Origin of the sequence: Blautia sp. AF26-2 (assembly GCF_003460955.1) — a bacterium.
Classification (GTDB): domain Bacteria; phylum Bacillota; class Clostridia; order Lachnospirales; family Lachnospiraceae; genus Fusicatenibacter; species Fusicatenibacter saccharivorans.
This window is the reverse complement of record NZ_QTWD01000013.1, coordinates 56663-71736: the sequence shown is the minus strand read 5'-3', so window position 1 is coordinate 71736 and position 15074 is coordinate 56663. Positions and strand designations below refer to the sequence as shown.

Annotated in this window: 13 protein-coding genes and 2 pseudogenes; 13 read left to right on the top strand and 2 right to left on the bottom strand. The window is 47.5% G+C overall.

Annotated elements, in window-relative coordinates:
• Positions 1–139: 139 nt before the first annotated feature.
• The 7 genes from DWY63_RS15360 (at position 140) to DWY63_RS19170 (ending at position 6805) form a co-directional block, all read left to right on the top strand.
• On the top strand, positions 140–499 hold the full coding sequence (locus tag DWY63_RS15360) for a zf-HC2 domain-containing protein (RefSeq protein WP_022462716.1): 360 nt from the start codon (positions 140–142) through the stop codon (positions 497–499).
• Entirely contained in the window at positions 496–3171 is a 2676-nt protein-coding gene (gene polA, locus DWY63_RS15355) for a DNA polymerase I (protein WP_117802565.1), read from the top strand. Before DWY63_RS15360 ends, polA begins: the two co-directional genes overlap by 4 nt.
• Positions 3172–3205: 34 nt before the next feature.
• A complete protein-coding gene (coaE, locus tag DWY63_RS15350; RefSeq protein ID WP_117510320.1) occupies positions 3206–3805 on the top strand; it encodes a dephospho-CoA kinase in 600 nt (199 codons plus the stop codon).
• Entirely contained in the window at positions 3792–4589 is a 798-nt protein-coding gene (locus DWY63_RS15345) for an MBL fold metallo-hydrolase (RefSeq protein WP_055218850.1), read from the top strand. The genes coaE and DWY63_RS15345 overlap by 14 nt, the downstream gene beginning before the upstream one ends.
• A gap of 99 nt (positions 4590–4688) precedes the next feature.
• Positions 4689–4961, top strand: a complete 273-nt coding sequence (locus DWY63_RS15340; RefSeq protein ID WP_022462719.1) for an ACT domain-containing protein — start codon at positions 4689–4691, stop codon at positions 4959–4961.
• A 19-nt stretch (positions 4962–4980) separates the two neighbouring features.
• The gene (locus DWY63_RS15335; RefSeq protein WP_022462720.1) at positions 4981–6345 is read left to right on the top strand and encodes a PFL family protein; all 1365 of its coding nucleotides are present in this window, start codon (positions 4981–4983) and stop codon (positions 6343–6345) included.
• A 220-nt stretch (positions 6346–6565) separates the two neighbouring features.
• Entirely contained in the window at positions 6566–6805 is a 240-nt protein-coding gene (locus DWY63_RS19170; RefSeq protein ID WP_430409883.1) for a hypothetical protein, read from the top strand.
• Here DWY63_RS19170 and DWY63_RS18535 read toward each other — a convergent pair.
• Positions 6726–6908, bottom strand: a pseudogene (locus tag DWY63_RS18535) (IS66 family transposase); the annotation flags it as partial. The gene DWY63_RS19170 and the pseudogene DWY63_RS18535 overlap by 80 nt on opposite strands.
• 480 nt (positions 6909–7388) lie before the next feature.
• Between DWY63_RS18535 and DWY63_RS15315 the strand changes: the two are divergent.
• From DWY63_RS15315 to DWY63_RS15300, 4 genes and pseudogenes are all read left to right on the top strand, one after another.
• Positions 7389–9590: a hybrid sensor histidine kinase/response regulator gene (locus DWY63_RS15315; protein WP_117802562.1), complete on the top strand. Its 2202-nt coding sequence runs from the start codon at positions 7389–7391 to the stop codon at positions 9588–9590.
• Between the two features lie 54 nt (positions 9591–9644).
• Positions 9645–10324: pseudogene (locus DWY63_RS19165) on the top strand (substrate-binding periplasmic protein).
• A 257-nt stretch (positions 10325–10581) separates the two neighbouring features.
• A complete protein-coding gene (locus tag DWY63_RS15305) occupies positions 10582–10887 on the top strand; it encodes a response regulator (RefSeq protein WP_055228394.1) in 306 nt (101 codons plus the stop codon).
• Between the two features lie 121 nt (positions 10888–11008).
• A complete protein-coding gene (locus DWY63_RS15300) occupies positions 11009–11320 on the top strand; it encodes a hypothetical protein (protein WP_147326121.1) in 312 nt (103 codons plus the stop codon).
• Here the strand turns inward: DWY63_RS15300 and DWY63_RS15295 are convergent.
• Complete coding sequence (locus tag DWY63_RS15295; protein WP_117802561.1) at positions 11263–12513, bottom strand: tRNA(Met) cytidine acetate ligase; 1251 nt, start codon at positions 12511–12513, stop codon at positions 11263–11265. The genes DWY63_RS15300 and DWY63_RS15295 overlap by 58 nt on opposite strands.
• Before the next feature lie 215 nt (positions 12514–12728).
• On the opposite strand from DWY63_RS15295, the gene pta reads away from it, so the two are divergent.
• Together pta and DWY63_RS15285 are read left to right on the top strand one after the other, a co-directional pair.
• Positions 12729–13724 carry a phosphate acetyltransferase gene (gene pta, locus DWY63_RS15290; protein WP_022462726.1) on the top strand — a complete coding sequence of 332 codons (996 nt, stop codon included), beginning with the start codon at positions 12729–12731 and terminating at the stop codon, positions 13722–13724.
• A gap of 99 nt (positions 13725–13823) precedes the next feature.
• Positions 13824–15020: an acetate kinase gene (locus DWY63_RS15285; protein ID WP_022462727.1), complete on the top strand. Its 1197-nt coding sequence runs from the start codon at positions 13824–13826 to the stop codon at positions 15018–15020.
• Positions 15021–15074 lie beyond the last annotated feature (54 nt).

The following is a 15074-nucleotide window of genomic DNA, read 5'->3' as shown; positions in this document are numbered from 1 at the left end:
TCTTATAAGAGAACAAGAGACAACCCATTTTCGGCGGGTTGTCTCTTTTAAATTATGAGAAAATAGTGTATGATGGTAGATAGCAGAAAAAACGGCCAGAGGAAAACACTGGCCGGATACAAAAGGAGAGCAGGATTTTATGGACTGTAAAGAAGCAGAAAAATTAATACAGCCATACGTGCAGGGAAATATGCCGGAGAAAGAGATGGAACCGTTTATTTCCCATATCCGGAAATGCCATACATGCCACGAGGAACTGGAGACATATTTTATTGTGAACCGTGCGATGGCATATTTCGAGGATGACGCGCCCGATTCCTACAATCTGACAGGACTTCTGGAACGCGATCTGGAGAAAAAAGAGGAAGAAGCGAGACACCGCCGGTACAAAGATACGTTTTTCCGGGTGCTGATGCTGATTCTCGTTCTGTTTCTGGTGCTCCTGGCTCTGCACTATTTTGAAGTGATAGAATTACCCTGGCTGAAAGGATTATTATGAGTGATAAAATCGTATTACTGGACGGACACAGTATTCTGAACCGGGCTTTTTACGGCGTACCGGATCTGTCCAATGCAGAAGGACTGCACACGAACGCCGTATATGGATTCCTGAATATTCTGTTTAAAATTCTCGATGAGGAGCAGCCGCAGTATCTTGCCGTGGCGTTTGACCTCCATGCACCGACATTCCGTCACAAAATGTATGACCAGTACAAGGGAACGAGAAAGCCGATGCCGCAGGAATTGCGCGAACAGGTCCCGGTGATCCAGGAAGTGCTCGCAGCAATGGACATTGAGATTGTCACAAAAGAGGGCTATGAGGCGGATGATATCTTAGGAACGCTCGGCCGCAAATGCGAGGCGGAAGGGATGGAAGTTACGATCGTATCCGGAGACCGCGACCTGCTGCAGCTTGCAACGGACCACATTCTGATCCGGATTCCAAAGACCGTAAAGCGTGTGACGACGATTGAAAATTACCACACGGCAGAGGTGCTGGAAAAATACAGTCTTCTCCCGAAACAGATCATCGATCTGAAAGCGCTGATGGGCGATACCGCAGACAATATCCCGGGTCTGCCGGGTGTCGGCGAGAAAACCGCGACGAAAATCCTGCTGCAGTACGAGACACTGGAAAATGCGCATGCACATTTCGAGGAGATCAAACCGAACAAGGCAAAAGAAGCGATGCGTGATCATTATGATCTGGCGGAATTAAGCAAAAAACTTGCAACGATTGATACCGATGCGCCGGTGGAGCTCGACCGTGAAAAAGCGGCACTCTCGAATTTTTATACACCAAAAGCGTATGAGATGTTCAAACGTCTGGAGTTTAAGAACCTGCTGGGCCGCTTCGAGGAGACGAATGCAGAACCAGAGGATGCCGTCTTTCTGCGCACCGTAACGGATTTTTCCGAGGCGGAAGAACTCTTTGAAACCATCGCGAAGGAGGAGAAGGCAGGAGCCGCTCTTCTGACAGAAGAAACCCCGAAGGACGGACCGATGGCAGATCGGAGCCGTTCACTTGTCGGTATGGCAGTTGCGTATGGAAGCGGAGAGCCGGATGTTGTTTACTTCCCAGCAGAAGGTTTCCTGACCGGAGATTATTTAAAAGAAAAATTGACTGAGCTGCAGAAGCAGATTTCGGTTTTCTGCGTCATGGACGGAAAAGAATTTCTGAAGGATATGCCGGACGCCGATGAAGCCCATCTGTTTGATGCCGGAATTGCCGCGTATTTATTAAATCCATTGAAATCACAGTATTCGTACGATGATATCGTAAAAGAGTACGTACACCGCTATGTGCCGGCAGTGGAAGAGATCTTCGGCGGAAGCAAGATTCCGGCCGCAGGAAAGATGACGCCGGAACAGCAGGAGTCGTATGCAGGTTATCAGGCGTATGCTGTATTTGCCGCACAGGAAAACATGGAAAAGCTGCTGAAGGAGCAGGGCATGTGGGATCTGTACCGGAATGTGGAGATTCCGCTGGTGTTTACGCTCCGTCAGATGGAAGCGGATGGAATCGCCGCAGAAAAAGAAGCACTTTCCGTTTACGGAGCTGAGCTGGCGGAGCGGATCAGAGAGCTGGAGGCACAGATCTACGAGGAGGCCGGCGAGGAGTTCAACATCAATTCCCCGAAGCAGCTCGGCGTGATTCTGTTTGAAAAGCTGCAGCTTCCGGGCGGCAAAAAGACCAAGACGGGTTATTCCACCGCCGCCGATGTGCTCGAAAAGCTCGCACCGGATCACAAACTCGTTGCCGATATTCTGGAGTACCGCCAGCTTGCCAAACTGAAATCGACGTACGCCGACGGTCTGCAGGCCGTGATCGGGAAAGATGGAAGAATCCATTCGACATTTAACCAGACAATTACCGCGACCGGCCGCATCAGCAGTACTGATCCGAATCTGCAGAACATTCCGGTGCGGATGGAGCTTGGCCGTCTGATCCGGAAAGCCTTCGTGCCAAAGCCTGGCTGTGTCTTTCTGGATGCCGACTATTCCCAGATTGAGCTCCGCGTGCTGGCCCATATGTCGGGCGATGAAAACCTGATCGAGGCGTACCGCGAGGCGGAGGATATCCACCGCATGACGGCATCGAAAGTGTTCCATGTGCCGCTTGAAGAGGTAACACCGCTGCAGAGAAGAAATGCGAAGGCGGTCAACTTCGGTATCGTATACGGCATCAGTTCGTTCGGTCTGGGCCAGGATCTCGGCATCAGCCGGAAAGAGGCAGAGGCCTATATTCAGCAGTATTTTGAGACGTATCCGGGTATTCATGAGTTTTTGAACCGCTGCGTAGAGGATGCCAAAGAGAAAGGCTATTCCGTGACGATGTTCGGACGCAGACGGCCGATGCCGGAGCTGAAATCGAGCAACTTTATGCAGCGGTCATTCGGCGAGCGCGTTGCGATGAATGCGCCGATCCAGGGAACGGCGGCGGATATTATTAAAATAGCGATGATCCGCGTGGCGAAACGGCTGAAAGAGGAGCAGTTAAAGACCAGACTTCTTCTTCAGGTACACGATGAGCTGCTGCTGGAAGTGCCGGAAGACGAGCTCGAAAAGGCAGAACAGATCCTGGAAGAGGAGATGACCGGGGCAGCACATCTGGCTGTCAAACTCGAGATCGATATGCACACAGGAAACAACTGGTACGAGGCGAAATAGTGCACTCATACCAGGAGCGAAAGGATACAAAAGAATGAAAGTTTTTGGAATTACAGGCGGCGTGGGCGCCGGAAAAAGCGAAGTGCTCACGTACCTTGGACAGAATTATGATGCAACGGTGATCCAGGCGGACGAGGCAGGTTACCTTGTGATGCTGCCGGGCGGCGAATGCTATGGAGAGATTGTGAAGCTGTTCGGCAGACAGATCACCACAGAGACCGGCGAACTTGACCGGAAACGGATTGCTGAGATCGTTTTTCAGGACGAAGAAAAGTTAAAAGCCCTGAATGCGATCGTTCATCCGGCGGTAAAACGGTATATCAAAAAAGCCATTGCAGCCGCGGAAAAAGCAGGGACGGAATACGTCTTTGTGGAGGCCGCACTCTTAATCGAAGAAAAATATGATGAAATTTGTGATGAACTGTGGTATATTTATGCGGATGAAGAAGTCCGGAAGGAGCGATTGATCGAAGGACGCGGCTATTCCGAGAAGAAAGTTCGCGAAATCATGGCAAATCAGCTTTCCGAGGATGAATTCAGCAGCCACTGCGATTTTGAAATCGACAACAGCGGCGATTTTGAGGAAACAAAAAAACAGTTAGACCATAGGATGAAAAAATATGAAACTTTGTAGTATTGCAAGTGGTTCGAGCGGAAACTGCATTTTCGCGGGAAGCGAGACCACAAGCCTTCTGATCGATGCGGGCATCAGCGGAAAGCGCGTGGAGGCGGGACTGGCTGTTCTCGACCGCAGCGCGAAGGAGCTGGACGGCATTCTCGTGACACATGAGCATTCCGATCATATCCAGGGCCTTGGCGTGCTGGCGCGCCGGTATGGTATTCCGATTTACGCAACGGATGGAACAATTCAGGCGATGCAGCAGACGAAGAGCCTTGGAAAGTTTCCGGAGGGGATTTTTCACACGATTCACGCGGATGACACGTTTACACTGGGAGACATCGCCGTACATCCGTTTACGATCTCCCACGATGCGGCAGAGCCGGTCGGCTACCGCATGGAATCCGGCGGGAAATCGATTGCGATTGCGACGGATCTTGGCGTTTACAGCGATTACACGGTTCAGAATCTGACCGGGCTGGATGCCGTTTTGCTAGAGGCAAATCACGACGAGAACATGCTTGCGGTCGGACCGTACCCGTATCCGTTAAAACAGCGGATCGCCGGGGCGAAAGGCCATTTATCGAACCTGGCGGCAGGCCATCTCCTCTGCGAGATTCTGCACGACAATCTGCAGGAAGTGCTGCTCGGCCATCTGAGCAAGGAAAATAATTATGAGGCACTGGCCTTTGAAACCGTGGCCTGCGAGGTCACAACGGGTGATAATCCGTATCACTCGGGTGATTTTCATCTCGCTGTCGCTAAAAGAAGCGAAGTATCACCGTTAATTGAGGTTTAAATATACATTTTTAGAGCTACATACCATGTTTTTCGCAAGGCCGCCATTACCGGTTTTTCCGGGGCTTTGACATAAAACCAGAAAAAGGAGAATGGAAACATGAAGAAGACAATTATCACTGTCGTAGGCAAGGACACCGTGGGCATTATCGCAAAGGTATGTAATTATCTGGCAGAGAACCAGGTAAACATCGAAGACATTTCTCAGACGATTGTGCAGGGATATTTCAACATGATGATGGTAACGGACGTCTCCAAGAGCGAGAAATCCAACGCAGAGCTTGCAAAAGATCTGGAGGAGCTTGGAAGTTCCATCGGCGTTGTCATCCGCTGCCAGCATGAAGATATTTTCAATATGATGCACCGTATCTAAAGCGAAGGAGAAAAACGACATGATAAATCTGTTTGAAGTAAAGGAAACGAACGAGATGATCGAAAAAGAGAATCTGGACGTTCGTACCATTACCCTTGGAATCAGTCTTATGGACTGTATCGACTCCAATCTTGACAAGCTGAACCGCAAAATCTACGACAAAATCACGACGACTGCCAGAAATCTGGTTTCCGTAGGTGAGGAGATCGAGGGCGAGTTCGGTATTCCGATTGTAAACAAGAGAATTTCCGTTACCCCGATTGCCTTAGTCGGCGCAGCAGCCTGCAGAACGCCGGAGGATTTCGTGACGATTGCACAGACTCTGGACCGTGCGGCAAAAGAAGTCGGCGTCAATTTCCTCGGCGGCTATTCCGCTCTGGTAAGCAAAGGTATGACGACAGCAGATGAGCTTCTGATCCGTTCTATCCCGAAGGCACTGGCTGTGACGGATTTTGTCTGCAGCTCCATCAACCTTGGCTCCACTAAAACCGGTATCAACATGGATGCTGTCAAACTGATGGGTGAGATCATCAAGAAGACGGCGGAGGCAAGCAAAGAGAACAACTGCCTTGGATGCGCAAAACTCGTTGTTTTCTGCAATGCACCGGACGACAACCCGTTCATGGCAGGCGCTTTCCACGGCGTAACCGAGGCGGATGCCATCATCAATGTCGGCGTTTCCGGCCCTGGTGTTGTCAAACATGCTCTGGAAAAAGTACGCGGCGAGAACTTTGAGGTACTCTGCGAGACGATCAAGAAGACGGCGTTTAAGGTAACGCGTGTCGGACAGCTCGTTGCACAGGAGGCTTCGAAACGGCTGAACATTCCGTTTGGTATCATTGACCTTTCCCTGGCACCGACTCCGGCGATCGGAGATTCCGTTGCGGATATCCTTGAGGAGATCGGCCTCGAGCACGCAGGTGCACCGGGAACGACAGCGGCGCTGGCGCTTCTGAACGATCAGGTGAAAAAGGGCGGTGTTATGGCATCTTCCTATGTCGGCGGTCTCTCCGGCGCATTCATCCCGGTTTCTGAGGATCAGGGTATGATCAACGCAGTCAACGACGGCGCACTGACCATTGAAAAACTCGAGGCAATGACCTGTGTCTGCTCCGTAGGTCTTGATATGATCGCCATCCCGGGAGACACGAAAGCATCGACCATCTCCGGAATCATCGCAGATGAGCTTGCCATCGGTATGGTTAACCAGAAAACAACGGCAGTCCGCCTGATCCCGGTCATCGGAAAAGGCGTGGGCGAGACCGTAGAATTCGGCGGCCTCCTCGGCTATGCACCGATCATGCCGGTCAACAACTTCTCCTGCGAGGCATTCGTCAACAGAACAGGAAGAATCCCGGCACCGATTCATTCGTTTAAAAACTAAAGAGAAAGCTGAAAAGCCGGCAGTGATCCTGAATGGAAAGGATCGCTGCCGGCTTTTTTACCATCTGCGCAAATAAAAATAGTAATTTTAAGGAATGTATAGTATGATATATTACATACTGATAATTTTACTTGCAACCCATAAAAAGTGTAAGAAAAAATGAATTATTACGGGGAACTTCAGCGATAGCAGCCGTTGTTCTAGCAATACCTCTGCGGATGTGCATGTGAAGGCCGCCATAGAAAACACAAAGTATTATTTGAACAAAAACGGCAAAATGCAGACTGGCTGGCAGAAGATCGGTGGAAAATGGTATTACATGGATAAGAACGGAGCGCTGCAGGAATCTAAATGGATCAGCGGAATTTATTATGTAAAAGTCGATGGGCAGTCCGTTCGTCTGATGAAAGACCGGAAAGCTTTCCTTCCTCCCGGTAAATCGCACGGATCGGGTTCATGATGAGGTACAAAACAGACTGTTTCCTCAGATCTTTCGGTATGACCTCCAGTGCCTCATGGAACTTGCGCCTGTAATGTACCCAGCACCCTGCGATCTTCAGATCTCCAAAATATGATGTTCCTCAACTTCGACTTTTCAGGCACAAAGCGGTAACATCTTGATATGGCATCTGGAAGCTGTTTTCATTCTTTTTGCCGATCTGTTTTTTCTTTTTGGCTGCTCTTATTGGACAGCACGATCTGTTCCATCATCAGCTGCATCTTATCATTGCGGGTCTGTGTCTGTTTTGTCAGTTCCTCCATCTGATCCTGAAGACAGAGAAACAGAAGAAAATATATCTGCCGAAAGTCCATTTCCGTTTTTGATACACATCACTGGAACTTCGGGCACAGTTGCTGTTCTTTTTTTGCCTTTTAACGCTAAAAGGTAATGTTTTTCTTGTGTGCAGTAAAGTGTTAGAGTATAATAAAACCAGTTTTTTTGCATAAGTTTAGGCGGAGAATCCTGCCGTAGCAGGATCCTTTCTTACGGTGTTATTTCACAGACGTAACCATAATAGTTTTACTGCAGGGGGGGATAGAAAATGAAAACAAAAGAGATTCAGGAACTCTATCAAATAAAATTACATAGTATGGACACGATCCTGCATCAGATATCGCTTATGGATCAGGTGGAAAATGAGCAGGAGCTGTCAGAAATTATTCACTCTTTGTTGCAGGCGATTGGAAACTATACAGGGGCAGACCGGGTATATGTTTTTGACTGGGAAACTGATCAGAAGGACAGTCTGAGCAATGCATTTGAATGGTGTGCCGATGGAGTGGCACCAGAGATAGATAACCTTCAGGCAATCCCGGTCAGTTCGATGCCGAACTGGGTGAAACGATTTGAAAACAAGGAAGTAATCGTGATTCATGATCTGGAAGCGACAAAAAATTCTGAACCGGAAGAATATGAATTGTTAAAAACACAGGAAATATGTTCCTTGATTGCGGTGCCGATTTATGCCAATCATCAGATGAATGGATTCATCGGGGTAGATAATCCTGATTTGAGGCAGAATGAGATTTCCATTACACTGCTGTCTGATGTTGGCGGACATCTTGGATGTGTGAGGGAAAATCTGAAAAGTACGGTACTGTTGAAAAAGGCTCTTGATGAGGCGACAAAGAGGTCAGAGATTATTGCCGCAATTGCTACGTTGTATGTAACAATCGTACAAGCCAATGTTAAAGAGCGGACATATGAGCTTTTGAAAGGCCATGACCTTGTGCAAAAAATCCTTGGACAAAAGGGGAAAATTGATGATGTTATGGAAAGACTTCCAACAGCATTTGCCGCCCAGGAAGAGAGAAAAAAATACCGGGAGTTTCTTGACTTTGATACATTGACAGAGAGACTTCGTAATACGAATTTTGTTTCGATTGAATTTATGGGAGTAAACGGAGAATGGCGGCTGGCCAGATTTATTGTAAAGAGCAGAGATGCACATGGAAACGCTGTGGATGTGCTTTATGTCGTACGAGATATTACGGAAGAAAAATCACGGGAACTCATGTATCAGAAACAGCTTAAGGAAAGCATGGAAGATGCTCATCGCGCGAATCTTTCAAAAACAGCCTTTCTCCGGCGTATGAGCCACGATATCCGTACACCGCTAAACGGAATCGTGGGGATGATCCATATCGCTGAAAAATATAACAATGATGTGGTCAAGTTAAGGGAATGCAGGAAGAAGGTACTTCAGTCCGCCGATTATCTGCAAAATCTGATCAACAATGTCCTGGATATCAGCAAACTGGAATCCGGTTCCCTTGTGTTGGAACATAAATCCTTTGATCTGGCAGAACTGTTAAGGAATAATCTGACGGTTGTTGCAATGAGTGCTTATGAGAATGGTGTAAGATTTGAAGGCGGCGTGGAAGCAAGCACAATCCGCCACAGATATTTGATTGGAAGTCCGGTACATCTGAGCAGGGTTTTAATGAATCTTTCTTCCAACGCGATTAAATACAATCATTTTCATGGAACAGTGAATGTTCATTGCGAAGAATTATCGGATGATGGGAATATAGCTGTTTTTCAGTTTGTATGTTCAGATACCGGTCTTGGTATGAGTGAAGAATTTCAAAAACATGCGTTTGATGCTTTTGCGCAGGAAGGCAAACAGTCAACTACAACATTCAGTGGCTCCGGTCTGGGACTTTCGATTGTCAAAGATATTGTTGAACGGATGGGTGGAACGATAGAACTGGAAAGCGAAGAAAATGTAGGAAGCACGTTTACGGTTACGGTTCCATTTGAAATAGATTATTTGGTTGAAAATAATGATTCACAGAAGGACAGCTACTCACAGGATATGGATCTGTCAGGAAAACGGGTGCTTCTTGTTGAAGATAATGTCATTAATATGGAGATAGCCCATGCAATCCTGGAGGAGGAGCATCTGAACATTACAGAAGCGAAAAACGGAAAAGAGGCATTTGAAATATTTCAGAATTCCAGGTTGGATGAGTATGATGTCATCATCATGGATGTGATGATGCCGGTCATGGATGGGCTGGAAGCAACAAAAGCAATTCGTATGCTGGAACGTGAAGATGCTAAAAAGATTCCAATCATTGCCATGACGGCAAATGCTTTTGAGGAAGATCGGAAAGCATGTCTGGAGGCCGGGATGAATGAACATATTGGAAAGCCGATTGATATTCCGCAATTAAAAAGAGTGATCACAAAACTGCTGACAAAAAGGGGTAGTAAACGCAAAAACATAATCATTCATTGAAATTAAGAAGAACTATAGCAATTTTATTAGGACTTTTGATATTTAGCAGTCACCCTGGCAGGGTGCAAAAACACAGATAACACGAAAGAAGAAACCGAAAAGCCTGTTATTACCCTCGGCAGCGACAGCTATCCACCATACAATTATCTGAATGAGGATGGTGTACCGACAGGAATTGATGTAGAACTGGCTACGGAAGCATTCAAAAGAATGGGATAACAGGTGAAGGTTGTCCAGATCAACTGGGAGGAGAAAAAAGAACTGGTGGAGAGCGGCGAGATTGATTGTATCATGGGCTGTTTTTTCTATGGAAGGACGTCTTGACGATTACCGCTGTCCAGTCCACAACCAAACCGGAAAGCATCTTTCTGAACCGGACGGATGAGAGGATCCCAAAGCTGGGAAATCTGATCATCCTGGGACACCGGGAGCTGATCTATACGTTTCTGGGAAAAGGATATGTAGATGCGGTTGCTGCACACGAGGAATCTATCGTTCAGTATAGGAAGGATTATGATGCAAGCTTCCGTATCCTGGAAGAGCCTCTGATGATCACCGGAATAGGCGTTGCTTTTGCAAAAGAGGATGACAGGGGAATCTGTGAGCAGATGGGCCAGACACAGGAAGAGATGCGTCTGGATGGCACATCCCTGAAAATCATTGAAAAATACCTGGATGATCCCCAGAAGTATCTGGAGGTGGAGAAAAACGGATCCAGCTGCTCGGCGGTCTGATAGGAATCTGTGTAGCTGTAGTCTCTCTGTTTTATTTCTTCCACGCAGAAAAAGCAGAAGCAGAGAAAAGAATGGTGGAGATTGTAAACTATGTGAAAGTGCAGTGTTCCACTACACCCATTATAATGAATCTTCGGAATCCAAAAGTCTCCTCCGTGCCATTGAAAGTGCCAGACAAATGAGTACAAATATTAAAATGGAAACAGAAAACGGCGGGCAGCTAAGAGAGGATTTCCTGAAAGAAAAAAGGTGCCGACGTGACAAAAACATGGGATGGTCAGGAAGCTGTTGAACTGTTCAGAAATAGTGAACCTGGTGAATTTGATGTCATTCTTATGGACATTATGATGCCGGTCATGAATGGTTATGAAGCTACAAAGATGATTAGGTCTCTGGACAGAGAGGATGCAAAGAAAATACCGATCATTGCAATGACAGCAAATGCGTTCACGGAGGACAGAATAAGGGCAAAAGAAGCAGGGATGAATGAACATGTTGCTAAGCCTGTTGATGTGGAATTACTGATGAAAGTAATTTATAGCGGGAGTGCTATGAAGCATTAATAGTACATGAGAAAACAAGGAGGAATTCAGTTGTTGGAGAAAGCGGTTCAGGCTGCAATATATGAAAAAGCTCTTAAAAATCATTATATAGAAATCCTGTACATTGATTTTGAAGATACTCATGCGTTATGCATCTGGCAATATAGATGATCTTAATCGGATAAAACAGCAGATGACGATGGAAGCAATCACACAGGGAACAGCAGAACACATCATGCATCATGTTATGATCAATTTTATACTGAATGGTGAGATGCGTTTCATGCAGTTTGACTTTACAAGAGAAAGTGCAGATACAAAAAATGTTTTCCTGTTTGTGGAGGACTATACAGTTCCACAGCAGCAGATGATGCTGCTGCTGGAAAAAAGCTGGTTCTATAACAGAACCAGCTTTTTTGTGTATTCATGGACGAACGGTGTCCCTGTTTTGTGAGAACGGACAGTCTCGTAAAAAAGAGAGGCCTGTATATCGCTCTCAAAGGCGGCAAGTGCATCGCCGGTAAGAAGCCGCGGGGCGTCGGCTGCCTTGGCAATGAGCGGCAGAGAAGAACGTCTTCTAATCTCTTTTAACAATGCACCGGCACTTTTTCGGAAACCGAGAACACGGTTATAGCCGGCCGGGTACAATGTTTTCTGGTTCAGAAGCAGATGCATCAGGGAACGGCTGATGCGGGTATACGTCATTTCCTTTGTTTTAAGCTGCATGGCGAATTCTGAAAATGAGGAGCATGCGTGGCGCTGGCGGAGGATGCGGTTGGCAAGATCCGGCGAGAGGTCGAGACAGGAGGAGAGAGATTCCTTCGTTTCCGTGAGGAGCCGTGCGGCGAGGAGCAGGCTGAAATCATCGGCGGTCAACAGTCCATGAGATGCGACGGCATTCTGAAAAGCGTGAAAGACCGCTTCTGGCATGCAGGAGGCGAGCGCGGACAGTTCCAGATCCTTATGCGGATTGGAAAAAAGAAGATTCCGCATTGCTGTAGCAGAAGGGAGTGCATGTGTGAAAAGCGCTCCTTCGTGGTAGCCGCTGCCCTCCCGGCGGATCGTTACCGGCCGAATGCGGCTTTGTGACAGCAGAAGTGCCTGGACATATTCAATGCCTAAAATATTGTTTGGTTCTTTTAAAAAGGTATCAAGTTCTTCTTTTGGAAGCGAAGAGAAGGAAGCGCTGTCAGAAAAATAAGCGGAAAGTGCCTGTGCGCGCGCCGTCGGGAAGGAAAGTCCGTTCCGAAGCAGACCGGAGAGCAGCTCACGGTATTCCTCCGGCTCGTGGAGCAGAACATCAGCGAGTTCCAGAAACGGCGCCGTGTCTCCATATTCACTGCCAAAGCAGAGAAAATCGACACAGCCAAGCGCAGTAAGAAGCGATACCGCCCCGCGTGCGAAATGCTGTGCACTGCCGAGCGCAAAGTGACACGGAAGCTGCAGCACAAGGTCCGCGCCGCCAAGAAGCGCCAGCTCCGCACGGTCGTGCTGATCGAGAATGGCAGGTGCGCCGCGCTGGACGAAATCGCCGCTCATAATCACGACAAGATAGTCCGCCCCGGTCAGTTCTCTGGCTTTTGCCAGCTGATAAGCATGGCCGTTATGAAAAGGATTATATTCTGCAATGACTGCGGTAATGGTCATAAAACGTACCTTCTTTCGAAAAAAATAGCACGATTCCAAACAGAGAGGAACCGCGGATCACATAGCCCTATCGTAACAAAAACAGAAAAGGAATGCAAGAATTCCTCCGTTTTGGATTTTTTGTCCAGTTGTTTTGAATTTTATACTTGCGAAAGGGCAAAAAGCGTACTACAATGAGAATATCGAGTAAATTTATCGAAAGGAGTCAAAAGATCATGGGATTTATTGACACAATTAAAGCAAGAGCAAAAGCAGACAAAAAAACAATTGTACTGCCAGAGTCAGAAGACAGAAGAACATATGAGGCTGCTGCACAGATCCTGAAAGAGGATCTTGCAAATCTGATCATCATCGGAAGCGAAGAGGCAGTAAAGAAAGGCAGCGAGGGACTGGATGTCTCCAAAGCTACTATTGTAGATCCAGAGAAAAACGAGAAAACACAGGCTTATGTAGATAAGCTGGTAGAGCTTCGTGCAAAGAAAGGCATGACTCCGGAGAAAGCAAGAGAGACCATCCTGAATGACTATACATATTATGGCGTTATGATGGTTAAAATGGGAGATGCAGACGGACTTGTTTCCGGTGCCTGCCATTCTACCGCAAACACCTTACGTCCATGCCTGCAGATCTTAAAGACCAAACCAGGAACAAAACTCGTATCCGCATTCTTCCTGATGGTAGTTCCGGACTGCGAGTACGGCGATGACGGTGTATTCGTATTCGGTGACTGTGGTCTGAACCAGAACCCGAATCCGGAAGAGCTGGCTGCAATCGCAGAGTCTTCCGCAGAGTCCTACCGCATGCTGACCGGAAACGAGCCAAGAGTTGCTATGCTTTCCCACTCCTCCAAAGGAAGTGCAAAACATGCTGATGTAGACAAAGTTGTTGAGGCTACCAGAATTGCAAAAGAAGCAAACCCGGATCTCGCTCTCGACGGCGAGCTGCAGCTTGATGCAGCAATCGTTCCGAGCGTAGGTGCATCCAAAGCTCCGGACAGCAAAGTAGCAGGAAAAGCAAACGTTCTGATCTTCCCGGATCTGGATGCCGGAAACATCGGATACAAACTGGTACAGAGACTGGCAAAAGCAGAAGCATACGGCCCAATGACGCAGGGTATCGCAGCTCCAGTCAACGATCTGTCCCGTGGATGCTCCGCAGAGGATATCGTTGGTGTTGTAGCAATCACTGCTGTACAGTGCCAGGCACAGTAAGCACGAAATAAAACCAATTACAAGCGGTTTTCTGGCCGGCTGCGGAGAACAGGCCGGCCAGAAGTTTTAATAAGACTTTTAAAATAGGAGAATTTAGAAATGAACGTATTAGTAGTAAACTGCGGAAGTTCCTCTCTGAAATTCCAGCTGATCAATTACGATAACCGTGACGTCCTGGCAAAAGGACTCTGTGAGAGAATCGGTATCGACGGACGCCTCGTTTATGAGCCAAAGAACGGCGAAAAAGAGGTAACAGAAGCAGCAATGCCGACACACGTAGAGGCAATCCAGATGGTTCTGGACGCTCTGGTAAACGAGAAGAGCGGCGTCATCAAGAGCCTGGAAGAAGTAGATGCCATCGGACACCGCGTTCTGCACGGCGGAATGAAGATCACAAACTCTGTTATCATCGATGACGAAGTAATCAAAGTTATCGAGGAGTGCGCTGACCTTGGTCCTCTGCACAATCCGGCAAACCTGATGGGAATCAATGCCTGCATGAAACTGATGCCGGGCGTTCCGAACGTAGCAGTATTTGATACCGCATTCCATCAGACCATGCCTCCGAAAGCATATATGTACGGTATTCCGAAAGAGTACTATGAGAAATACGCAATCCGTAAATACGGCTTCCACGGAACTTCTCATAAATTCGTATCCAAGAGAACCGCAGAGTTCCTTGGCAAAGACTACAACGATCTGAAGATCATCGTATGCCATATGGGAAATGGTGCTTCCCTTTCCGCTGTAAAGAACGGCAAATGTGTAGATACCTCCATGGGCCTTACCCCGCTCGAAGGTGTGATCATGGGAACCCGTTCCGGAGATATCGATCCGGCTTTTGTTGAGTATCTGTGCAACAAAGAGAACCTGACCGTATCCGAGGTTCTGAACATTCTGAACAAGAAATCCGGTATGCTCGGCATGACCGGCATCTCCAGCGATTACCGTGATGTATCTGCAGCAGCAGAGGCAGGTAATCAGGATGCCATCAACTGTCTGGAAGCATACGCTTACCGCATTATCAAATACATCGGTTCCTACATCGCAGCTATGGGCGGCGTAGATGTGATCACCTTCACCGCAGGCCTTGGAGAGAACGCTATTCCGCTTCGTGAGACCATCTGCAAAGCATTTGAGTTCATGGGTCTGGAATTCGATTCTGAGGCAAATAACTGCCGCGGCGTTGAGAAGATCATCACCAAAGAAGGCTCCAAGATTACAGCATGCGTGATCCCGACCAACGAGGAAATCGCAATCTGCGAGGAGACTGTAGAGTTAGTAAAAGGAAAATAAAAAATAATTCAAAAAGCAGTTGACAATTCTTACCTTCCCGGGTATAATTGGTAA